The organism is Enterococcus sp. DIV2453a, assembly GCF_050533535.1.
GTDB lineage: Bacteria > Bacillota > Bacilli > Lactobacillales > Enterococcaceae > Enterococcus > Enterococcus faecalis.
The window spans coordinates 1,992,902-2,015,705 of record NZ_CP172899.1 but is presented as its reverse complement, the minus strand read 5'-3'; the positions used below and the strand labels follow the sequence as shown (position 1 = coordinate 2,015,705).

Annotated in this window: 23 protein-coding genes; 20 read left to right on the top strand and 3 right to left on the bottom strand. The window is 38.3% G+C overall.

The genetic code is table 11. The annotated features are described in order from the left end of the window. Nucleotides 1-103: 103 nt before the first annotated feature. The 5 genes from IGK03_RS09810 to IGK03_RS09790 all read left to right on the top strand — a co-directional run bounded on the left by IGK03_RS09810 (nt 104) and on the right by IGK03_RS09790 (nt 5,459). Nucleotides 104-664: a PTS sugar transporter subunit IIA gene (locus tag IGK03_RS09810; protein WP_002380597.1), complete on the top strand. Its 561-nt coding sequence runs from the start codon at nt 104-106 to the stop codon at nt 662-664. A gap of 407 nt (nt 665-1,071) precedes the next feature. After that, nucleotides 1,072-2,181 (top strand): DUF871 domain-containing protein, encoded by a 1,110-nt coding sequence (locus IGK03_RS09805; RefSeq protein ID WP_430602272.1) that lies wholly within the window; start codon nt 1,072-1,074, stop codon nt 2,179-2,181. Next, complete coding sequence (gene murQ / locus IGK03_RS09800) at nt 2,156-3,046, top strand: N-acetylmuramic acid 6-phosphate etherase (protein WP_002356712.1); 891 nt, start codon at nt 2,156-2,158, stop codon at nt 3,044-3,046. Before IGK03_RS09805 ends, murQ begins: the two co-directional genes overlap by 26 nt. A gap of 22 nt (nt 3,047-3,068) precedes the next feature. Continuing rightward, nucleotides 3,069-4,523: a PTS transporter subunit EIIC gene (locus IGK03_RS09795; protein ID WP_049096094.1), complete on the top strand. Its 1,455-nt coding sequence runs from the start codon at nt 3,069-3,071 to the stop codon at nt 4,521-4,523. Nucleotides 4,524-4,610: 87 nt separating this feature from the next. Further along, entirely contained in the window at nt 4,611-5,459 is an 849-nt protein-coding gene (locus tag IGK03_RS09790; protein WP_049096093.1) for a MurR/RpiR family transcriptional regulator, read from the top strand. Between the two features lie 55 nt (nt 5,460-5,514). Here the strand turns inward: IGK03_RS09790 and IGK03_RS09785 are convergent, their stop codons facing one another. Both IGK03_RS09785 and IGK03_RS09780 read right to left on the bottom strand, forming a co-directional pair. Then, nucleotides 5,515-6,219, bottom strand: coding sequence for a histidine phosphatase family protein (locus IGK03_RS09785; protein ID WP_002364444.1), 705 nt, complete (start codon nt 6,217-6,219; stop codon nt 5,515-5,517). 40 nt (nt 6,220-6,259) lie between these two features. Next, a complete protein-coding gene (locus tag IGK03_RS09780) occupies nt 6,260-6,886 on the bottom strand; it encodes an MBL fold metallo-hydrolase (protein WP_064687304.1) in 627 nt (208 codons plus the stop codon). Between the two features lie 219 nt (nt 6,887-7,105). Here IGK03_RS09780 and guaD point away from each other — a divergent pair, with 219 nt between their 5' ends. The 12 genes from guaD to thrB all read left to right on the top strand — a co-directional run bounded on the left by guaD (nt 7,106) and on the right by thrB (nt 20,471). After that, complete coding sequence (guaD, locus tag IGK03_RS09775) at nt 7,106-8,491, top strand: guanine deaminase (RefSeq protein ID WP_096397894.1); 1,386 nt, start codon at nt 7,106-7,108, stop codon at nt 8,489-8,491. A gap of 3 nt (nt 8,492-8,494) precedes the next feature. Next, on the top strand, nt 8,495-9,826 hold the full coding sequence (locus IGK03_RS09770) for a nucleobase:cation symporter-2 family protein (RefSeq protein ID WP_430602268.1): 1,332 nt from the start codon (nt 8,495-8,497) through the stop codon (nt 9,824-9,826). A gap of 140 nt (nt 9,827-9,966) precedes the next feature. Further along, entirely contained in the window at nt 9,967-10,944 is a 978-nt protein-coding gene (gene guaC, locus IGK03_RS09765) for a GMP reductase (protein WP_002362677.1), read from the top strand. Nucleotides 10,945-11,105: 161 nt separating this feature from the next. After that, nucleotides 11,106-11,438 carry a PadR family transcriptional regulator gene (locus IGK03_RS09760; RefSeq protein WP_002356722.1) on the top strand — a complete coding sequence of 111 codons (333 nt, stop codon included), beginning with the start codon at nt 11,106-11,108 and terminating at the stop codon, nt 11,436-11,438. After that, nucleotides 11,435-12,463 (top strand): permease prefix domain 1-containing protein, encoded by a 1,029-nt coding sequence (locus IGK03_RS09755; RefSeq protein ID WP_202334879.1) that lies wholly within the window; start codon nt 11,435-11,437, stop codon nt 12,461-12,463. Before IGK03_RS09760 ends, IGK03_RS09755 begins: the two co-directional genes overlap by 4 nt. Nucleotides 12,464-12,597: 134 nt before the next feature. Beyond that, nucleotides 12,598-14,049: a PLP-dependent aminotransferase family protein gene (locus IGK03_RS09750; RefSeq protein WP_202334878.1), complete on the top strand. Its 1,452-nt coding sequence runs from the start codon at nt 12,598-12,600 to the stop codon at nt 14,047-14,049. 120 nt (nt 14,050-14,169) lie between these two features. Continuing rightward, nucleotides 14,170-15,894, top strand: a complete 1,725-nt coding sequence (locus IGK03_RS09745; protein WP_002356727.1) for a phospho-sugar mutase — start codon at nt 14,170-14,172, stop codon at nt 15,892-15,894. 106 nt (nt 15,895-16,000) lie between these two features. Further along, nucleotides 16,001-16,783: a pyrroline-5-carboxylate reductase gene (gene proC, locus IGK03_RS09740; protein ID WP_002362189.1), complete on the top strand. Its 783-nt coding sequence runs from the start codon at nt 16,001-16,003 to the stop codon at nt 16,781-16,783. Nucleotides 16,784-16,899: 116 nt separating this feature from the next. Further along, a complete protein-coding gene (locus tag IGK03_RS09735) occupies nt 16,900-17,208 on the top strand; it encodes an ArsR/SmtB family transcription factor (protein WP_002356730.1) in 309 nt (102 codons plus the stop codon). A 52-nt stretch (nt 17,209-17,260) separates the two neighbouring features. Continuing rightward, complete coding sequence (locus IGK03_RS09730) at nt 17,261-18,553, top strand: homoserine dehydrogenase (RefSeq protein ID WP_033625082.1); 1,293 nt, start codon at nt 17,261-17,263, stop codon at nt 18,551-18,553. Nucleotides 18,554-18,555: 2 nt separating this feature from the next. Then, on the top strand, nt 18,556-19,611 hold the full coding sequence (gene thrC, locus IGK03_RS09725; RefSeq protein ID WP_002368976.1) for a threonine synthase: 1,056 nt from the start codon (nt 18,556-18,558) through the stop codon (nt 19,609-19,611). Then, nucleotides 19,608-20,471, top strand: a complete 864-nt coding sequence (gene thrB / locus IGK03_RS09720; protein ID WP_010709745.1) for a homoserine kinase — start codon at nt 19,608-19,610, stop codon at nt 20,469-20,471. The genes thrC and thrB overlap by 4 nt, the downstream gene beginning before the upstream one ends. 42 nt (nt 20,472-20,513) lie before the next feature. On the opposite strand, the gene IGK03_RS09715 is transcribed toward thrB, so the two are convergent. Beyond that, nucleotides 20,514-21,371, bottom strand: a complete 858-nt coding sequence (locus IGK03_RS09715; RefSeq protein WP_002389973.1) for a pyruvate, water dikinase regulatory protein — start codon at nt 21,369-21,371, stop codon at nt 20,514-20,516. A gap of 98 nt (nt 21,372-21,469) precedes the next feature. Here IGK03_RS09715 and IGK03_RS09710 point away from each other — a divergent pair, with 98 nt between their 5' ends. The 3 genes from IGK03_RS09710 (at nt 21,470) to IGK03_RS09700 (ending at nt 22,727) form a co-directional block, all read left to right on the top strand. Then, the gene (locus IGK03_RS09710) at nt 21,470-21,910 is read left to right on the top strand and encodes a Fur family transcriptional regulator (protein ID WP_002387080.1); all 441 of its coding nucleotides are present in this window, start codon (nt 21,470-21,472) and stop codon (nt 21,908-21,910) included. Nucleotides 21,911-22,075: 165 nt separating this feature from the next. Further along, complete coding sequence (rpsU, locus tag IGK03_RS09705; RefSeq protein ID WP_002356740.1) at nt 22,076-22,252, top strand: 30S ribosomal protein S21; 177 nt, start codon at nt 22,076-22,078, stop codon at nt 22,250-22,252. A 25-nt stretch (nt 22,253-22,277) separates the two neighbouring features. Then, the gene (locus IGK03_RS09700; protein WP_002356741.1) at nt 22,278-22,727 is read left to right on the top strand and encodes a GatB/YqeY domain-containing protein; all 450 of its coding nucleotides are present in this window, start codon (nt 22,278-22,280) and stop codon (nt 22,725-22,727) included. The last annotated feature ends 77 nt before the right edge of the window (nt 22,728-22,804 follow it).

Sequence of the window (22,804 nt, the reverse complement as noted above, 5' to 3'; positions counted from 1 at the left end):
TTCTGAAATAAATGCAAAATACATCAAGTATAAGTATACCCGCTGACAAAGTAAATGCCAATGCAAATTCTTATTTTAAAATAAATTTTAGAATTATACAAAGGTGCCACTTGTAATTCATGAAACTTTTTTCTATACTAGTGATACTTTAAAAAATGGGGGAAGAGAAATGTTTGGATTTTTGAAGAAAAAGAATGAAGTTGTCGAAAATAATACAATGTATGCCGTTGCCAATGGAACCGTTATCCCAATTAGTGAAGTGAATGATCCTGTTTTTTCACAAAAAATGATGGGAGATGGCTATGCAGTAGTTCCAGAAAATGGTGAAATTTATGCACCTATTGAAGGAGAAGTTTTAAGCGTTTTCCAAACAAAACATGCCATTGGTTTAAAAATGACAAACGGTCTTGAAATTTTATTACACATGGGTATCGATACGGTAGAGTTAAACGGGGCACCGTTCACTATTAAAGTGAAAGAAGGCGACCAAGTGACTGCAGATACGGTGGTCGCAATTGCTGATTTAGAGGCAATTAAAGCAGCTGGTAAAGGAACTGAAATGGTTGTCATTATTACCAACATGGATAAAGTAGCACAATTTTCGTTAGAGAAAACTGGCGTGGTTACAGCTGGTACACCAGTTGGCTCTGCCACAGCCAATTAATGCATTAGACGAGGTCGGGACAGAACCGTTTAGCTCCGAGAAATAAGAAGAAATTTCCGAAAATTGATCTTTGATTTTTGGAGACCAAGTAGGTATTGTTCATCATCGAATCACTACGTTCTTTGTGATTCTCAACAATTTCGGCTTATTTCCGAAGGACCTTCAACTCTTAGAGCTTTAGCACTTAGAAGTTGTTGAGATCGGAGCAACGCGGAGTGTTGCTTCTGTTCCCGCCGTTTATCAGTTTTTGAGCGTGGAGCAAAAATCCAAAGTGATTTTTGTTCCACGCTCGTTTTTTTTGAACAGAAATAAAATTTTATTTTGGAATTAAAAAATATTTAGAAAAATAGTTGAAATTTTATTTCAAACAAGTTATAATGAAAGCGTATTAGAGAGGAGCTAAAAAGATGTATGGTATTTCAGTTTTTCTTGGTGAAGAGATTACAAACGATACAATTATTTATATCAAAAAGATGAAAGCGCTTGGATTTGATGGTATTTTCACTTCTTTACACATTCCAGAAGATGATACTTCCCTTTACCGCCAACGCTTGACTGATTTAGGGGCAATTGCTAAGGCAGAAAAAATGAAAATTATGGTAGATATTTCAGGTGAAGCGTTAAAAAGAGCGGGTTTTTCTTTCGATGAATTAGAGCCTTTAATCGAGTTGGGCGTAACTGGCCTTCGGATGGACTACGGCATTACGATAGAACAAATGGCTCATGCTTCACATAAGATTGATATAGGATTGAATGCTAGTACCATTACACTGGAAGAAGTGGCTGAGTTAAAGGCTCATCAAGCGGACTTTTCTCGCTTAGAAGCTTGGCATAATTATTATCCAAGACCTGAAACCGGCATTGGAACAACATTTTTTAATGAAAAGAACCGCTGGCTTAAAGAATTAGGCTTACAAGTTTTTACTTTTGTGCCAGGAGATGGGCAAACAAGAGGCCCAATTTTTGCTGGTTTACCAACATTAGAAAAACATCGTGGGCAAAATCCTTTCGCCGCTGCCGTTGGTTTGATGGCTGATCCTTATGTCGATGCTGTTTATATTGGTGATCCTACAATTAGTGAGCGAACCATGGCTCAATTTGGGTATTATCACCAAACCAATCAATTTCTGTTAGAAGTAGCACCTAGCAAGAGCCGCTATTTGAAGCGAATACTTGGGAGTCATACCAATCGTTTAGATGCTGCAAGAGATGTTTTGCGAAGTGAATTATCAAGAACGAGTGTAATGTTCAGAAAAGATGAAATTGCAACGATTGAGTCAGAGCAGACTGAAGCACGTCCAGTGGGAACCGTAACGATTGATAATGAAAAATATGGTCGCTATATGGGAGAAATTCAAGTCACACTTGTGGACTTGCCGAAAGATGAAAAAGTCAATACGATTACACGAATTATTGAAAAAGATCAAACGATATTGCCGTTAATCAAGGCAGGCAATCAATTTACGCTAGTCACGGAAGGAACGATAGAGAATGAATTTAGAAAACTTAACAACTGAACGTAGAAATGAAAATACAATGGGCTTAGATGAGATGAGTGTCAAAGAAGCGTTACAAAAAATGAATCAAGAAGACCAAAAAGTTGCAATGGCAGTGGGTCAAGAATTAGCAGCCATTGAACCAGTGGTAGAAGCCATCATCAAAAGCTTCAATCAAGGCGGCCGCTTGATCTACATGGGCGCTGGTACGAGTGGTCGGTTAGGTGTCTTAGATGCAGCCGAATGCGTACCAACTTTTGGCGTCGAGCCAGAGATGGTTCAAGGCCTCATCGCTGGTGGTCAAAAAGCAATGACTGTCGCAGTAGAAGGTGCTGAAGATTCAAAAGAACTAGGTCGTCAAGATTTAGTTGATCTAAAATTATCAGCAAATGACATTGTTGTTGGGATTGCAGCCAGTGGTCGGACGCCTTATGTAATTGGCGGTTTAGAATATGCTACAACGGTGGGAGCAGCTACCGCAACTGTGGCATGTAATAAAAATGCCGAAATTAGTAAATATGCGCAAATGCCGATTGAAGTAGATGCAGGACCTGAATTTTTAACAGGTTCGACTCGCTTGAAATCTGGGACAGCTCAAAAATTAATTTTAAATATGTTATCAACTATTTCCATGATTGGTATTGGGAAAGTCTACAATAACTTAATGGTTGATGTAAAACCAACCAATGAAAAATTAGTGGAGCGTTCCAAACGGATTATTATGGAAGCAACGGGTTGTAGTTATGAAGTTGCCGAACTAAAATTTGTAGAAGCAGAAGAAAATGTGAAGTTAGCAATTGTAATGATTTTAACTGATAGTACTAAAGAAGAAGCAACACAAAAATTAATTGACGGGAATCAATTTATCAAGAATACATTAAATTAAGGAATTAGGAGGGTGTTTTAACATGGCAGAAGAAAGAATTAAACGCATTGCTGATGAGATTTATAAAGAAGTTGGTGGTCAAGAAAACGTGGACAAAGTCATTCATTGTATGACTCGTGTTCGTATGGATATCCGCGATTATGACAAAGTAGATATTGAAGGATTGAAAAAAATTGATGGCGTTATGGGCGTCGTAGAAGATGATACGTTACAAGTAGTTGTTGGTCCAGGGACTGTTAACAAGGTTGCACAAGAAATGGTAGATCAAGCAGGTGTCAAATTGGGAGAACCATTTAATCATGGCACCACAACTGATGCTTCAGCAGGCAAATCTGGAAAAGATTTAGTAGAAGAAAAAGCCGCTCAAATGAAAGCACAACAAAAAGCGAAACAAAATAACACTTCACCATTTAAAAAAGTGTTAAAAGCCATTTCTAGTATCTTTGTTCCGATGATTCCTGCCTTTGTTGGGGCTGGTATTATTGGCGGGATTGCAGCTGTTATGTCTAACTTAGTTGTTGCTGGTGATATTTCAGCTTCATGGCAACAATATATTGATGTCTTAAATATCATTAAAAATGGGATTTTTGCTTATTTAGCTCTTTACACTGGGATTAACAGTGCCAGCGTTTTTGGTGCAACGCCAGCGTTGGGTGGTGTTATTGGGGCAGTCACAATGTTAACAGGAATGAATCCGGATGCTCCAATCAGTAATATTTTCACTGGGGGAACATTATCTGCAGGACAAGGCGGAATTATCGGTGTTATTTTTGCCGTATGGTTATTATCATTGTTAGAAAAACAATTGCATAAAATTGTCCCAGAATCAATTGATATTATCGTAACGCCAACCATTTCACTTTTAGTGATTGGCTTAGCAACTATTTTCTTAATCATGCCTGTAGCCGGAGCTATTTCTAATGGCTTAGTTGGTATTATCAATGTTGTCTTAGAAAAAGGTGGCATGGTTGCTGGCTTTACTCTTGGTTTAACCTTCTTGCCAATGGTAATGTTTGGTTTACATCAAATTTTGACGCCAATCCACATTGAAATGATTAATCAAACAGGGATGACTTTGTTATTACCAATTCTGGCCATGGCTGGTGCGGGACAAGTCGGTGCAGCTTTAGCATTATGGATTCGTTGTAAATCAGATAAAAAATTAGTTGAAATGATTAAAGGTGCCTTGCCAGTTGGGATTTTAGGTATTGGTGAACCATTAATCTACGGAGTTACTTTACCATTAGGACGTCCATTCATTACTGCTTGTATCGGCGGTGGTATTGGTGGTGCGGTGATTGGTGCCTTCGGTAATGTTGGTGCGATTGCTATTGGACCAAGTGGGGTGGCTTTAATTCCATTAATTGCCAACAACCAATGGCTTGCATATGTATTAGGTTTATTGGCTGCTTACGCAGGTGGTTTTGTAGCAACGTTATTCTTTGGGATTCCTAAAGATATGCAAACAACTAAATAATAAATAGAAAAAAGGAGAACTTGGCTTCTCCCTTTTTCTTTGTTAAAATTTAATTGCGTAGGAAATGGTGTATCAGGAGGGGTGTTTATGCAACAAAATATTGTCTTATCTATCCAAGATCGTCTACAACAATTACCAAAATCAGAACGAAAAATCGCAGAATATATTTTAAAAAATACAGAAACAGTTATTTCAATGAATGCGCAAGAGCTAGCGAAACAAGCAGGATCAAGTCCAGCGGCAATTATTCGCTTTTGTCATTCTATGGATGTGAATGGCTTCACAGAGTTGAAACTTTTATTATCTGCAAATCTTGGCCAAATGAAGCAGCAAATGTATACTGAAGTTACTAAAGGGGAATCAACAGCTGACATTAAACAAAAGTTACAGGCGCGCTTTGTTCATGTGGTTGAGCGAAGCGGTCAGACATTAGAGGATGTCGCAGTGAATGAATCCGTTGATTTGTTGGAAAAAACAGAAGTAATTTTTGTCTATGGGTTGGGTGCCTCTTCGTTGGTTGCTCAAGATATTTATCAAAAATTTACGCGATTAGGCCGAACGGTATTTACAACATTGGATCATCATTTATTTGCTTCCATGTTAGGCTCAACAGAAAAGCCTAGTGTTTTTATTGTTATTTCTAATTCTGGAACGAATAAAGAAGCAAGTACTTTAGCTGATTTAGCGAAGCAGCAAGGGATTCCTATTATTAGTATCACACAAGATGAAAAATCAGTGATTGGTGAAAAAAGTGATATCGTCCTCCAAACCTCTAGTGGGGAAGACGTGCCATTGAGAAGTGCGGCTACTGTTTCCTTGGTGGCACAATTGTATGTAGTCGATGTTTTATTTTTTGCTTATGCAGCAAAAAACTATAAGGAAACCTTAGAAAAAATTCAAATTTCAAGAAAAAATGTAGAACGTTTAAAAGAATAAATAAAAAGAGAAGGTTATCTGTCAAAATGACAGATAACCTTCTCTTTTTTTACTATCAACGGCGCTTTTCAGCGATCTTTTTTCCCTTTTCAATATAAGAAATATCATTAATTCCTTGAATGGTAAATGTTCCTTTTTCGTAAGTTAAGGTCGTCACGCTACCATTCTCCAGCGCCATCTGCATAGGCAAACTTGCATCAATTAAGGAAAGTAAAAAGGAAATTGTTAGTCCATGGGAAACCACCATGACTTTGCCGCCACCATTTTTTTCTCGATGATGAGCGATATCTTCGAAACCAGACCAAACACGATCACGGATAACTTCATAAGGCTCCGCCCAGTCAGCCGTATCGGCTTCAATAATAGCATTTGCTAGCTCACGATAGGTAATCTTCGTGGTCATCATGTCCTCATAACTTTTAAAAGCTAAAATGCGTGGCACCACACCCCAAAGTTCACCATCATAGCCACCATCTAAAGAACCAAAACACCACTCACGAATCCGTTTATCGGTTAGGTAAGGAATCTTTTGGTGGTTTTGATGTTCTTGTAAAATAATCTGAGCGGTTTGCATGGCACGACCACTATCACTACTATAGGCTTCCTTAAAGTCTATGTCTCTAAGACCTAAGCCTAAATGATAAATGCCTTCTTCTCCTTGTTTGGTTAAGGGGGTATCTGACCAGCCTTGGGTACGGCCAATCGTATTAAACATCGTTTTTCCGTGACGAATAATATAAAGTGTCGTTGCTTCAGTCATTGCTACTCCTCCTAAGTTTCTTTAAATAGTGAATAAATCTCTAATTAAAAAATGGGTTTGTGGCTTTTTCATGTTGAATGGTCGTGGCATCACCATGGCCTGGATAAACAGGAAATTCTTCTGGTAAAGTGAATAGATAGGTCGTAATGCTGTGTAATAATTGTTGCATATCACCAGTGTGTAAATCAGTACGACCAATACTACCTTTAAACAATGCATCCCCAACAATAACAAAATCATCAAAGACAAAGCTGACGCTACCAATTGAATGACCAGGTGTTGGGACTACGGAAAATTTCATGCCGCCAATTTCATAATCGGTTAGTTTAAATTCATGTTCGGCGGGTTGAACAATAATATTTGCTATATCATCATGTCTGCCTAATCCTGAAAGATTCAAAATAGGATTGGAAAGCCACGCTTGTTCTAATGGACTAACATAAACAGGGATTTGATAATGATGGCGCAATTCTTCTACCGCACCAATATGATCATAGTGAGTATGTGTTAATAAAATAGCGGCTGGTTTCTTCCCTAAACGGGTAATTTCTTGAATTAGTTTTGCTCCTTCTGCACCTGGATCAATAATTAATAATGCTTCTTCATTATAAACAAGATAACAGTTTTCTTGAATAACACCTGTTCTAATTTGTTCGATCTGTATCATCTCAGGACCTCCTAAAGTTCTAACGATTCTCTTCAAGTATACCGAAGAATCTTAAGAATAGAAAGTTTTCTTGTTTATCCAAAGAAAAAATAAACTATTCTTAGAATGTTCGGTTTTTGCTTGTTTGAACACGGATTTTTTTAAAAAAAATCACATTTTTATAGTTATTAAGCGAAAGTTTATGTATAATCTTCATGTGATAGTAAGGAGGAGTATTAAATGTTTCATTTTGTAATAAAAGGAACAGGTTTTTCTAGTAAAAATTTGCAAGAGATTAAAGTTTATGAAGAGACACTTTTTTGTATAGATGAGGCCGGAGTAATTCAGGAAATAATTGAACCAGATGCTGAAGCGTATGAAACTGTGCTAGCAGAACAAAAAGAGGCACAACGTTTTCAAGAATTGCCCCAAGATTCTTATCTTTTACCTGGCTTTGTTGATTTACATGTCCATGCACCTCAGTGGGCACAATCAGGGACCGCCTTGGATATTCCATTGTATGAATGGCTGAATACGTACACGTTTCCTTTGGAGTCCAAGTTTGCAGATTTAGCATTTGCCCAACAAGTCTATGATGAATTGGTAACCCAATTGTTAGCTAATGGGACAACAACAGCCCTTTATTTTGCAACCATTCATTATGAAGCTAGCCGTCGTTTGGCAGAGATTTGTGCGGAAAAAGGGCAGCGTGGCTTAATTGGCAAAGTTGTAATGGATGATCTTAATGAGAATCCTGAATACTATCGTGATCAAACAACGCAACAAGCATTAGAAGAAACGGAACGGTTTATTCAAGAAATTCAAGCATTAGCGCAGCAAACAAAACAAGGCGTGTATCCCGTTGTAACTCCGCGTTTCATTCCTAGTTGTACAGAAGAAGCACTTAAAGGATTAGGAGAATTAGCAGCGAAATATCAAGTCCATGTTCAAAGTCATTGTAGTGAGAGTGATTGGGAACATCAATTTGTTCAAGAACGTTTTGGAAAAAATGATGCTCAAGCATTGAATGATTTTGGTTTATTAACAGAAAAAGCAGTGATGGCACATGCAGGCTTTTTAGAAGAAGCAGATATGAATTTATTCCATGAAACAGGGACGGCTGTGGCGCACTGCCCAATCTCTAATGCTTATTTTGGCAATGCAGTAACACCGATTGCAAAATTAGTACATCAACATCAAGTAGAAGTTGGTTTAGGTAGTGATCTTTCAGGTGGTTTTTCACCAAGTCTTTTTGACAATTTAAAGCAAGCGGTTATTTCTTCTAGAATGTTAGAAGATGGCGTCGATGCTACAAAAAAACCAGAAGTACGAGGTGTTAAAACAGCACGGATTACCGTAAATGAAGCGTTTTATTTAGCTACTGCTGGTGGTGGTCAAGCGCTAAGTTTGCCAATTGGAAAATTAGAAAAAGGGTATGCTTGGGATGTTCAAATTATTAATACAAGCTTGTCACAAGCACGAATCCCTAAAAATCCAGGGGAATCATTGCTTGATATTTTCCAAAAAATCTTATATTTAGCACGACCAGAAAATATTCGAGAAGTCTGGGTACAAGGTGAAAAAGTACATGATAAAAATTTAATGTCAGCAACTAAAGGAGTATAAAAAATGAGTGAAAAGAAACAAAATAATCTTCATTTAACAGTGGGGCCAGAAGATTCAGTATCTTTTGGGCAGGCCACTATGTTAGGGATTCAGCATGTCTTAGCAATGGACGTGTACGTCGTACCTGTGATCATTGCTTCAATTATTGGGATTAGCACAGCACAAACGTCTTCTTTAATCCAAGCAACATTCATAGCAGCAGGACTTGCCACGATTATTCAATCTCATTTTTGTATGAGATTACCAGTTGCGCAAGGCCCTTCATTTATTCCAATCGGGGCAATTGCAGGAATTTATTTTGCCAATAACCAACAAGGAAATGGCTGGGGCGCAGTTTTAGGTGCTAGTTTAGTGGGGGCAATTGTTGTTATTATATTAGGATTTACTGGTATCTTTAATCGTTTAATCACTAAATTTGTTCCACCAATTGTGGGAGGAACAATTATTTTTGTGGTGGGTCTTTCGTTAATGCCAGTCGCTTTATCGGATAATATTTACCACGCAAAAGGGGAATTAGGACAAAATATTTTATTAGCATTTATAGCAGCGGGGACGTTGATCTTCTTTGCGCTCTTAGGTTCTGCTTTGAAAAAAGGGCGGATTTTCCGCGTTTCTTCTGTCATTTTGGCATTATTATTTGGGAGCATCGCGGCACAATTATTAGGGGTACTTGATTTATCGGCCGTTAGTGAAGCGGCTTGGTTTAGTTTGCCTCAGTTACCATTAGTTAACTTTTCTTTCCAATTTGATTGGTCAGCCATTGCCACGATGTTAGTTATTTATCTGGTTTTAATGGCGGAAACAACAGGCACTTGGTTTGCTGTGAGTCATGTTGTCGCTGAACCTTTGACCGAAGAAAAAATTAATCGCGGCGTAATTGGTGAAGGCTTAGGTTGCTTAGTTTCTTCATTCATTGGCAGCACGCCAGTAACTAGTTACTCTACAAATGCTGGGATTATTTCAATCACTGGAGTTGCTAGTCGCAAGGTTTTTGTGGCTGCAGGTGCGTGGTTTGTCTTATTTGGCTTATCTGGAAAACTTTCCACCTTGATTTCGGCTATTCCGGCACCAGTTATCGGCGGCGTTTTTGTGGTTGTTTGTGGCATCATTTCTGTAAGTGGAATGAAAGTTATGAGTGATGTAACAATTCATGAAAAAGAGATGTATGTAATTGCCGTTCCAATTATTATGACGTTAGCGTTGACATTGTTACCAAAAGAGTTTTTGGAAACTCTACCACAATTTTTACAATATTTATTTAGTTCACCCGTGGCAACTGCCTCAATTGTTGCTATTTTATTGCAGGCCATTTTACCAAACGTTCAAGAAGGGTAAAAGATTAATTTTCGTTAAAACGCCTTTGACAAGTGTCGGTAAATAGTGTAAATTAACAATGGTGTTTGTAAACACGAACGTTAAATGACCGAATGTTCGGTTTTTACGTTATTTTTGTAAATAACTAGGAGGCAGTAAGTATGAAAGTTTTTGATTATGAAGATGTCCAATTAATTCCCAATAAATGTATCGTGAATAGTCGTTCTGAATGTGATACTACAGTAACTTTAGGAAAACATTCGTTTAAAATGCCTGTTGTTCCAGCGAACATGCAAACAATTATTGATGAAACGATTGCGGAAACCCTTGCTGAAAATGGTTATTTTTATATCATGCATCGGTTTGATGAAGAGGCGCGAGTGCCATTTATTAAAAAAATGCAACAAAAAGGCTTGATCACGTCAATTAGTGTGGGTGTGAAAGAAGGGGAATACGCTTTTGTTGAAACGTTAGCCCGAGAAGGTTTAGTTCCTGATTACGTGACAATTGATATCGCCCATGGTCATTCAAATGCGGTGATTAATATGATTCAACACTTAAAAAAATTTTTACCAGAAACGTTCGTTATTGCGGGCAATGTTGGAACGCCAGAAGCCGTTCGCGAATTAGAAAACGCTGGAGCCGATGCCACCAAAGTGGGGATTGGACCAGGAAAAGTATGCATTACTAAAATTAAGACTGGCTTTGGGACAGGTGGCTGGCAGTTAGCGGCTTTACGTTGGTGTGCCAAAGCTGCTCGGAAACCAATTATTGCAGATGGTGGAATTCGGACCCATGGAGACATTGCAAAATCTGTGCGTTTTGGGGCAACTATGGTCATGATTGGTTCACTATTTGCTGGACATGAAGAATCACCAGGTGAAACAAAAGTGGAAGATGGTGTTGTTTACAAAGAATACTTTGGTAGCGCCTCTGAATTCCAAAAAGGCGAAAAGAAAAACGTTGAAGGTAAAAAAATCTGGTTACGCCATAAAGGGAAGTTGGCAGATACTTTAGTCGAAATGCAACAAGATTTACAATCTTCCATTTCATACGCGGGAGGTCGCGATTTAGAAGCGATTCGTAAAGTTGATTATGTGATTGTAAAAAATTCTATTTTTAATGGTGATACCATTTAAGATTCAACTATAGACTGAAAAGAAGACAGCACGTAGTGCAGAAATTAAAATGATTTCTGCATTAAGTGCTTTTTTTACTTTACCTATCGTAGTAATCGTGTTAAGATAATTACAACGACAGACGTAGTACGATAGTTGAAGTACTTGAGGGAGGAATTTATGTGATTGGTAGTGATGCAATTCGAGGATACAACGATACCTTTATTCTCTCAATCTTACAATCCGGCGCTTCATATGGTTATGCGATTTCTAAACGCATTCGTGAAATTTCTAAAGAACAATATTCGATTAAAGAAACGACACTTTATTCTGCTTTTACACGTTTAGAGAAAAATGGCTACATTGAATCATTTCCAGGAGAAGTAACGCATGGCAAAAAGCGGACCTATTATCAAATAACCCATGCAGGAGAGCGTTATTTAGAGGAAAAGTTACTAGAATGGGAAGTAACAAAAGACGTCGTCGAAGCATTTGTAAAGGAGATGGGAAAATGAAGATTATAGAAGAATTTATTGATAGCTTATTTTCAGGCGTTGTTGAAACATCTGAAACAAAACAATTAAAGGCGGACTTATTAGCAAATGCTGAGGATCGTTATGAAGATTTGCTCAGCCAAGGAAAATCGGAAAATGAAGCAATTGGTACAATTATTTCTGAATTTGGTACTATTGATGAATTAATGGAAGAATTGAATTTAGAAAATAAACAAGTGGATGAAACAAACGATTCAATGAACGGTTTGCCAGAAATTTCAGTGGAGGAAGGACTTGACTATTTAGCTGTCCAACGTAAAGGTGCGATTCAAATTGGCCTTGGTGTTGTTGCAATCATGGTGGGTGTTGGCTTGCTGGTTGGTATGCGTGGTATTCTTTCTAACGGTCTTGGTTTAGTTTGTCTTTTCATAGGTGTGGCAATCGGCGTTCCATTATTTATTGTTGCTGGTAATCGGTTTGTTGCAATGGACAAACAACTGGGGCAACGATTGATTCCGATTAAGTTAAAAAAAGAAGTTGCACAAAGAGAACAAAGTTTTCAACGATCATTTATTTTTTGTATGGCAGCGGGCGTCGTTTTTTGTATTTTGGGTTTAATCCCAGTTGTTGTCTTTAGTAGTGGCCTTCATCTGATGATGCGCCGTTCCATGCATCAAATGATGGGCGGACAATATTATAATGGAACGATGGGGATTAGTTGGCTCTTCTTTTTAGTATCGGTTGGCGTCTTCTTGTTTATATTTGGTGGAGTAATTAAAGGAAGTTTTAATAAATTGTTGAATGAAACTTATTTTTATTCAGAACATGTTGGTCATCCTGATTTTGCCCCTCAACAAACAAAAACAGAGGAAGGACCTGTGGGGAATCCTGTCGGTGCAATTATTGCATCCGTTTATTGGCCCTTAGTTGTTGCACTCTATCTATTTATTAGTTTTGTTTTAGGGGATTGGCGGTTTAGTTGGTTAATCTTTATGTTCGCAGGAATCTTTTATAACACCATCCAAGCATTTTTACACAAACATTGAGACAAACCTGTTAATAGTAAAACAGAAAAGTGGGACATTCGTCAAAACGGTTGTCTCACTTTTCTTGTATTTTCGATTGACAAAAGCATTAAACTGGATTACTTTTAACTCATCCAATTGTTGAGGTGATTGCTATGTGGCAACTTAAAAAAGAACAAAATGTTCCCATTTATCGCAGTATTATGGAAATGATTGTTCAAAAGATTCAAACAGGCGAATTATTACCAGGCGAAAAAATCCCTTCGGAACGTAAACTGGCAGAGTACTTGTCTGTCAATCGTTCAACCGTTGTTCATGCATTAGACGAACTGGTGGACTTAGGCTGGATTGTGCGAAAAAGAGGGAGCGGAACGATTGTCAACGAAGGAAAATGGGGGGTAATGATGACGCCACGAACGGATTGGCATCGTTATTTAGAACAAAATGTGTTCAAACAAGTTCATCCCTTGGTGGCAGAGATTGAGTTACGTGCTAAACAAAATTTGCCGACTGACTTAGATATGTATACAGGCGAGTTGCCGTTAGACTTAATTCCCAGTTTCGATTTTCCAGCATTAAATTGGAAACAATTTTTAAAAGAGGAAGCACAAGATGAATTAGGTTATTTGCCGTTAAGAAAAGAAATCCAAGCCATTACAGCAACGGAATATCAGCTTCATTTACCAAGTGAAAGTTTATTGCTTACTTCAGGTGCGCAACAAGCACTTTTTTTAGTTTTGCAAGTTTTATTGAGACAAGGAGATAGTGTTGCTGTAGAAGATCCATCTTTCTTCTATGCCTTACCAATTTTCCAAGCTGCTGGTGTGCGCTTATTTGGTGTGCCCATGACAGATGAAGGGATTGATCTTGAAGCGCTAGAACAAACAATCCGACAACATCGCATCAAAATGGTTATGGTTAATCCTTCCTTTCAAAATCCGACTGGGACAGTGATGCCTTTAAGAAAAAGAGAACAGCTCGTGAAAGTCTGTCAAACGTATCAAGTTCCTATTTTAGAAGATGATGTTTTTGGGCAGCTAAGTTTTATCCCGAAAACAGAAATTCCTCCTTTAAAAAAATTAGATCCAGACAATGTCTTGTATATCGGTTCGTTGTCAAAAATTTTAGGTTCGACCACGAAAATTGGTTGGTTAAGTGCGCCCGCCTCCGTGACGAAACAAATTGCAGAAGCCAGAAAAATGATGGATGTTTCGTTGAGTATTTTTCCGCAGATGCTCGCTAAAATGGCGATTGAAGATCCTTCTTTTTCTGAAAAAATTATGTTATTAAATAAACAAGTGGAACAACGAGCAACAGCTGTATATCAAGTATTTAAATCGTTGTCAGAATGGGAAGTTTCGCCAGTAAAAGGCGGCTTTTATTTATGGGCGCATTGGCGTCAAGGGGCACTTAAGCCAGAAGATTGGCAAGTGTTTTTACGAGAAGGTGTTTTGGTAGCACCAAGTGTCGCTTTTAGTGAAAAACGTGGAAGTATTCGCTTGAACTGTTCCCGAATTTCACCAGAAGAAATGCCTCTTTTTTGTGAGCGAATGGTACGGATTACACGACAACTTTCTGAAAATAGACAAACAAAAATAGAACAGTAAGTAAGATTTTTCTTATAAAAATCATTTGCTGAGAGAAAACGCTACAACTTCCCTTTTCTAAACGAATATCCAATGCTATACTTAAAAAGTAAAAACAAAAAAACAAATGAGGTGTTTTCCATGTCTTGGGAACAAGTTTACCAACAATGGTTAAATGAAGAAAATATTCCAGAAAATTTAAAAAATGAATTAAAGGACTTAAATACAGACCCTGAAAAATGTGAAGATGCATTTTACGCACCATTAGAATTTGGGACTGCCGGGATGCGCGGAATTTTAGGCGCCGGTATTAATCGGATGAATATCTTTACGGTTCGTCAAGCGACAGAAGGGCTTGCACGTTTTATGGATACGCAAGATCCTGAAACAAAACGTCGCGGTGTAGCCATTGCCTATGATTCACGTCATATGTCTCCAGAATTTGCAATGGAAGCAGCTAAAACATTAGCTAAACATGATATTCCTTCTTTTGTGTTTGAAAGCTTACGACCAACACCAGAATTATCTTTTGCGGTCCGCTACTTTAAAGCTTTTGCGGGAATCATGATTACGGCTTCTCACAATCCAGCTGCCTATAATGGCTACAAAGTCTATGGTGAAGACGGTGGTCAAATGCCGCCAGCTGATGCAGATGCATTAACTAAATATGTTCGTAGTATCGAAAATCCTTTGAAAATTGATGTCTTATCAGATGAAGAAGTTGCCCACAGCGGTTTAATTAACATTGTTGGTGAAGAAGTCGATAACGCGTATTTGAAAGAAATTAAAACAGTTACGATTAATCAAGAATTAATTAACGAAATGGGTAAAGAATTAAAATTAGTTTACACTCCCTTACATGGAACTGGGAAAATGTTAGGAGAAAAGGCATTAAAACAAGCCGGTTTTGAAAAATTTGTTTTAGTACCTGAGCAAGCTGTTGCTGATCCTGACTTTACTACAGTTAAGTCACCAAACCCTGAAGAACATTCAGCTTTTGAATACGCGATTCGTTTAGGGGAAAAAGAAGGCGCTGATTTATTGATTGCAACAGATCCAGATGCTGATCGTTTAGGTGCTGCTGTGCGGATGCCAAACGGAGACTACCAAGTATTAACAGGAAATCAATTAGGTTCAATTATGATTCATTATATTTTAGAAGCCCATCAACAAGCAGGCACGTTGCCTCAAAATGCTGCGGTTCTAAAATCAATCGTTTCTAGTGAACTTGCTACAGCGATTGCTGAGAAATATAATACGAAGATGTTTAATGTTTTAACAGGTTTCAAATTTATTGCTGAAAAAATTCAACAATACGAAGAAGACCACAGTCAAACGTTTATGTTTGGTTTTGAAGAAAGTTATGGTTACTTAGTGAAACCTTTTGTTCGTGATAAAGATGCGATTCAAGCGTTAGTTTTATTAGCAGAAGTAGCGGCTTTCTATAAAAAACAAGGAAAAACATTATACGATGGCTTACAAGATATCTTTGAAGAATTTGGTTACTTTGAAGAAAAAACTATTTCCGTAACAATGAGCGGAATTGAAGGCAGCGGCAAAATCAAAGCTTTAATGGCAAAATGTCGTGAACAAGCCCCAACTGAGTTTGCCGGGATTCAAGTTGCTCAAACGGAAGATTTTAAAGAATTAACACGCACTTTTGCAGATGGTCAAACAGAACAATTACAAACGCCTCCTTCTGATGTGCTGAAATATCATTTAGAAGATGGCAGTTGGATTGCTATCCGACCATCAGGAACAGAACCAAAAATTAAATTCTATCTAGCGACAAAAGCAACAAGTAGTTCAGAAGCTTCTGAAAAAATTGCTGCGTTTGAAGCAGTCGTTAATGAATTAACAAAATAAAATAAACGAAACAGGCTGTACGGAAAAAAGTACGAATGTTAGTGTTTGTGTCAAAAGCTAATTGACTTTTGACACAAACACTTTATTTAACTAAGGAGGGAATGCTATGAAAATTGGCTTTATCGGTGCTGGCAGTATGGGCGGTGCCATGATTAAAGGGTTACTGAAAGCTGAGGCAGTCAAGAAGGAACATTTATATGTGAAAGGCGGCTCAAGTGGAACAGCAGAAGCACTTCAAAAAGAGTGGGGCTTTCAACTTGTCACAGATTATGCACTTTTCCAAGAATGTAAGGTTATTTTTATTGCGACAGGAGCAAAGGTCGTGTTACCTGTTCTTCAGGAATTAGCTCCTCATTTTTCCAACGAAAGTCTATTGATTTCTGTTGCAACAGGTCATACCATACAAGAAGCACAAATGGCTCTTGGCAATAAAGAAGCCAAAGTTGTTCATGCCATTCCTAATACACCAGTTAGCGTGAATCAGGGTGTGATTGGCGTAGCCTTGGCACCAACAATTGAAGGCCAAACGAAGGACCTGGTAATGGAACTTCTTGCTACTTTAGGGTTAGTCAAAGAAATTCGTGAAGCGCAACTGGAAACTTTTGGTACTGTGGCTGGTTGCAGTCCAGCTTTTGTTGATATCTTTATGGAAGCATTGGGAGATGCAGCAGTCTTAGAAGGGTTACCAAGAGACTTATCTTATGAAATTGTCGCTCAAATGATAAAAGGAACGGCGACCTTAGCCTTAGACACGAAAAAACACCCAGGAGCATTGAAAGATGAAGTGACTTCTCCAGGAGGAAGTACGATTCGCGGTGTCGTAGCTCTAGAAAAAAATGGCTTCCGTTATGCCGTGATGGATGCAGTTCAGCAAGCCAACCACGAATAGATGAAGAAAGTTGGAAAATCGACAAGTTTGTCATTTTTCCAACTTTCTTTGTGCCATATTTTTCGTAGGAAAGAACAATCGCAGTTCTTATTTTAAAAAACTCTGTGTTATAATGAGTGCAAAGTGAGGCGACTATAATGAAACAAATGGAAGAAATCAAACAAGTAAGTCAATTATATAAAGTATTAAGTGATCCAACACGTTTAAGAATTTTGCTACTTTTAAAAGAAGGCGAGCATAACGTAACGGCGATTAGTGAACAATTGGGAATGGAACAGTCCGCCGTTTCTCATCAACTAAAATTATTAAGAGATAGCCGGGTTGTCAAGGCACGTCGTGAAGGAAAAACGATTTTTTATACATTAGATGATCATCATGTAATAGATATTTTAAATCAGACCTTTGAGCATATTGAACATCGATAAAAAGTAGGGAAAAAATAGCGTAACTAGAATAGCGCTGTTGATGGAGGTAAAAATGAAGGATACCTTAAAGATCGGGTTACTAGGATTAGGGACTGTAGGCACTGGCGTTTTAACTCTTTTGAAAGAACATCAAGAGAAAATTTCACAAGTGACAGGAATGAATGTAGTCATTGAAAAAGCATTTGTCCGAAATCTTGAAACGAAACAAGCGCAAGCGGAAGAATACGGTCTGTCTTTAACAACTTCAATTGATGATATTTTAGAAGATAAAGAGATTCAAATCGTTGTGGAATTAATGGGAACCATTGAACCAGCTAAAACCTATATCATGAAAGCTTTAGAAAAGGGCAAACATATTGTGACTGCTAATAAAGATTTACTGGCGCAACATGGGAGTGAATTAGTAGCGTTAGCCCAAAAACATCACTGTGATTTATATTACGAAGCAAGTGTTGCTGGCGGGATTCCAATTTTAAGAACAATTGCTAATAGCTTAGCGGCAGACAATATTCAACAAGTTTTAGGGATTGTGAACGGTACGACGAATTATATGCTTACGCAAATGGTTTCTGCTGATAAAACTTATGAAGAAGCTTTAGCAGAAGCGCAAGCGTTGGGATTTGCTGAAGCGGATCCGACAAATGATGTCGATGGAATTGACGCAGCCTATAAAATGGTTATTTTAAGTCAATTTGCTTTTGGGATGAATGTTTCATTACCACAAGTTGATATTCGTGGAATTCGCGGATTGTCTTTAGATGATGTCGCCATGGCTAAACAACTGGGGTATGAAATCAAATTGATTGGCTCTGCTGAACAAAATGAGCATAGTATCTCGGTGGAAGTGGCGCCTATGCTAGTCAATCAAAAGCATCCTATTGCATCTGTTCGGAATGAGTACAATGCAGTATTTATAAAAAGTGCAGGCGTGGGCGAATCAATGTATTACGGTCCAGGAGCTGGCGCTAAACCGACAGCAACCAGTGTGGTCAGTGATTTAATTACGATTGCTAAAAACATTCGCTTGGCAACGACTGGCCATATGTTCAATTCGTATCAACATAAAACCCAATTGACGAGTTCCGAAAATGTATTTGGGCAGTACTATTTTTCATTAGATGTTCCAGATACACCAGGACAATTTTTGCAGTTGACGCAATTAATGACTAAAGCAGAAGTCAGTTTTGATCAATTAGTTCAACAGAAATCAGATGGACAGCGAGCAAGAATTGTTGCCATTACACACCAGATATCAAAAGCACAAATGCAACAAGTTGTGACAGCTATTCAAAATACGGAAGCCTTTCAGTTATTGAATGTAATGAAGGTTATAGGAGATGAGTAAACATGTATGAAGGTTTGTTAAAACAGTATCAAGCGTATTTGCCCGTAACAGAAAAAACACCAATGATTTCTTTAGCCGAAGGAAATACGCCACTGATTCCTTTACCTAATTTATCCAAAGAATTAGGTATTCAATTATATGGAAAATACGAAGGCTTAAATCCCACTGGCTCATTCAAAGATCGCGGGATGGTGATGGCTGTAGCAAAAGCGGTAGAAGAAGGTGCCAAAGCGATTGTTTGTGCTTCTACAGGAAATACTAGTGCCGCCGCTGCTGCTTATGCCACAAGAGCAGGCATTAAAGCGTATGTAGTGATTCCAGAAGGAAAAATCGCACTGGGAAAATTGGCGCAAGCTATTATGTATGGGGCGGACATTATTTCGATTCCAGGTAACTTTGATGAAGCATTAAAAGCGGTGCGAGAGATTGCGAAAACTGAGGCAGTTGCGCTAGTTAATTCAGTGAATCCTTATCGCTTAGAAGGGCAAAAGACAGCAGCTTTTGAAGTTTGTGAACAATTAGGTCAAGCGCCCGATGTCTTAGCGATTCCAGTTGGAAATGCCGGCAATATTTCCGCTTACTGGAAAGGCTTTAAAGAATGGCATGAAAAACAAGGAACAACTTTACCAAGAATGCATGGTTTTGAAGCAGAAGGTGCCGCAGCGATCGTGAAAGGCCAAGTGATTGAGCAACCTGAAACCGTGGCAACAGCGATCCGGATTGGAAATCCTGCTAGTTGGCAATTAGCAGAACAGGCACGCGATGAATCGGGTGGTTTCATTGATGCCGTGACAGATCAAGAAATTTTAACGGCTTACCGAAAAATTGCTGCTCAAGATGGGGTTTTCATTGAACCTGGTTCGGCTGCCTCATTAGCTGGAGTTATTCAACATGTTAAAAGCGGTAAAATCAAAGCAGGTGAAACCGTCGTGGCAGTCTTTACTGGTAACGGACTGAAAGATCCTGATACAGCAATGGAGACAGAAGTAACTATTTCAAAAATGAGTGACGTGGAAGAAATGCGTCTGCACTTACGAAAAGGAGTCGCAACACTATGAAAATAAGAGTACCTGCCACTAGTGCCAACTTAGGACCTGGCTTTGATTCATGTGGCATTGCATTATCCGCTTATTTAACAATCAACGTTTTAGGTGAAAGTGAATTTTGGGAAATTCAACATACTTTGGGAGAAGAAATCCCTACTAATGAAGAGAATTTATTAATTCAAACGGCATTGAAAATTGCACCAGAATTAACACCAAAAGTTATTCGGATGGTTTCTGATATTCCCCTTGCAAGAGGACTAGGCAGTAGCTCAAGTGTGATTGTAGCAGGCATTGAATTAGCTAACCGACTAGCACATTTAAATTTGTCCCCTAAAGAAAAAGTCCGTTTGGCCACAGAGATGGAAGGACATCCGGATAATGTTGCCCCAGCTATTTTAGGAGATTTCGTGGTGGCTAGCCATGTAGAAAACCAAGTCTACCATGTCAAACATCACTTTCCAATGTGTGATGTCATTGCATTTATTCCAGAGGAACCATTATTTACCGAAAAAAGTCGTGCTGTTTTGCCCGAAAAATTGGCTTATAAAGAAGCGGTCGCGGCCAGCTCAATTGCCAATGTTATGATTGCCGCAATTTTAAACGGGGATTTACCTTTAGCAGGCAAAATGATGGAACAAGATAAATGGCATGAAACGTATCGTCGTTCATTGGTTCCTCACTTAAAAGAAATTCGTCGTTTAACCCAGCAAAGAGGTGCTTATGGCTCTTTCTTAAGCGGTGCTGGTCCAACTGTGCTAATCTTGTCGCCAGAAGAACGAACCAACGAAATTGTTCAAAGTTTGGAGAAATTATCTACCAAAGCGAGCATCCAAATTTTCAATATTGATCAAGAAGGCGTTCAAGTCTTTTAAAAAAACGAGAAAAAATCACTAGTGATTTTTTCTCGTTTTTTTTTAATCCTCGGCTGTTTCCGTGGAATAATAACTATGATCTTCTAAGTTCAAAGCATTAAGAATCATTGAGGCAGTTTCTTCAATTGAAAGAGAAGCGACATCAATAACGATACAACCCAATTTTTGATAAAGATCATTAGCAAAAGCCAGTTCTCGCCGAATTTTTTCAATATCTGAATAAGAAGTATTTTCAGGTAATCCATATGCGCGCATTCGTTCTTTACGAATCCCGTTTAAAACATTGGGATCATTGGTTAAGCCAACAATTTTTTTAGGGTCCATTTCGAATAATTGTTTCGGTAAATGTGCTTCAGGAATTAGTGGCAAATTAGCAACTTTTAAGTTCTTGTTGGCTAAAAAGAGACTTAGCGGTGTTTTAGAAGTTCGGGAAACGCCAAGAAGTAACACATCCGCTTCTAAAAAGCCTCGTGGGTCCTTGCCATCGTCATATTTGACAGCAAATTCCATTGCTTCAATTCGTTTAAAATAATTTTCATTCAGATGATGTAAGGCACCTGGTTCCCGCATGGGCGCGACACCTGTTAATCGTTCGATTTCCGCAACTGGTGGTGTCAAAATGTCAAAATGGAACAATTGATGCTCATTGAAAAATTGATTTGCAATCGCCACGAGATGATCATTAATAATAGTATGCAGCACCATGGCTTCTGCTTTTTTGGCATCTTCTAACGCTTGCACCAGTTTATCTTCGTCTTTAACGAATGTTCGTCTAATCAAAGTAAAATCAACAGTGGGGTACTGGGCCATTGAAGCAGCCGCCAATTTTGAAGCGGTCTCGCCAGCAGAATCTGAGATGACAAAAATCGTCACACATTTTTTTTCTTCAGAAATAGTCATAGAGGGTAAGTCCTTTCTTGCATTTTTAATAATTTTATTATACCATAAGTCCAGAATCTATTTCGTAATGATTCTGATTTAGGTTGGTGAGGGAGGAAATGGCGATGGCACCAGTAAAAACCAATATTGAACAAGCCTTAGAAACCATGAAAGCCAGTGGATTAAAATATACTAAAAAACGAGAATTACTGATGAGCTATTTGATTAAGCGAAATCGGTATGTTTCTGCACGTGAAGTGTATGAATTTATGAATGAAACCTTTAAAGGAGTCAGTTATGATACGGTTTATCGTAACTTGCATGACTTTGAGCGCTTAGAATTGCTGGAAAAAACAGAATTAAATGGCGAACAAAAGTTTCGCTTCCGTTGTTGCCAAGAGGTGGAACATCATCATCACTTTATTTGTACGGTTTGTGGCAAAACGGAAGAAATTCACATGTGTCCGATGAATTTTTTTGAAGAACAGTTAAAAGGTTGTTCAATTGAAGGACATCGCTTTGAAATACTTGGTCGTTGTGCCGATTGTTGCGAAAAATAGCGAATAAGACGAAAAATCAAACAAAAATTTCGTATTTTATCAGTAGAGTGGTTGACGGTTATTTATGCTTTAGCTATAATATAACAAGGACAGTATTTTAATTTGTGGGTTTTTCCCACAAATAAGAAAAACGGTTACTTTTTAAGCTCGGAGGGAGGGAATAACATGTCAAAAACAGTCGTTCGTAAAAACGAATCTCTTGATGATGCTCTTCGTCGCTTCAAACGTTCCGTTTCAAAAGCGGGTACTTTACAAGAATCACGTAAACGTGAATTCTACGAAAAACCAAGTGTAAAGCGTAAGAAAAAATCTGAAGCAGCTAGAAAACGTAAAAAATTCTAGTTTTGAATGAATTGGAGTTGGTGGTATGTCATTGCTAACCACATTGAATGACGACATTAAAACAGCGATGAAAGCTAAAGACAAAGAAACTTTAGCCGTACTTCGTATGTTAAAGACTGCCATTCAAAATGATCAGATTAAAGCGGGCCGTGAATTGAACGGAGAAGAAGAACTCACTGTATTGTCTCGTGAGATGAAACAGAGAAAAGATTCTTTATCAGAGTTTGAAAAGGCGGGACGCGACGATCTTGTTGAAAAAGTAAAAGTTGAAATAGCAATTGTTGAAAAATATATGCCTCAACAACTAACGGAGGAAGAAATTCGTCAACTAGTTCAAGAGGTAATGACGCAAACTGGCGCCACTTCACCAAAAGATTTTGGTAAAGTGATGGGCGCTATGATGCCGAAAGTCAAAGGCAAAGCCGATGGCAACCAAGTTAACGCAATTGTGAAAGAATTATTACAAGAAAACTAAGAGCGTTATCGAAACTAGGACAGGATACTGTCCTAGTTTTTTTATGCAAAGAGAAAACCGGTAGCTTTTTACGGTTT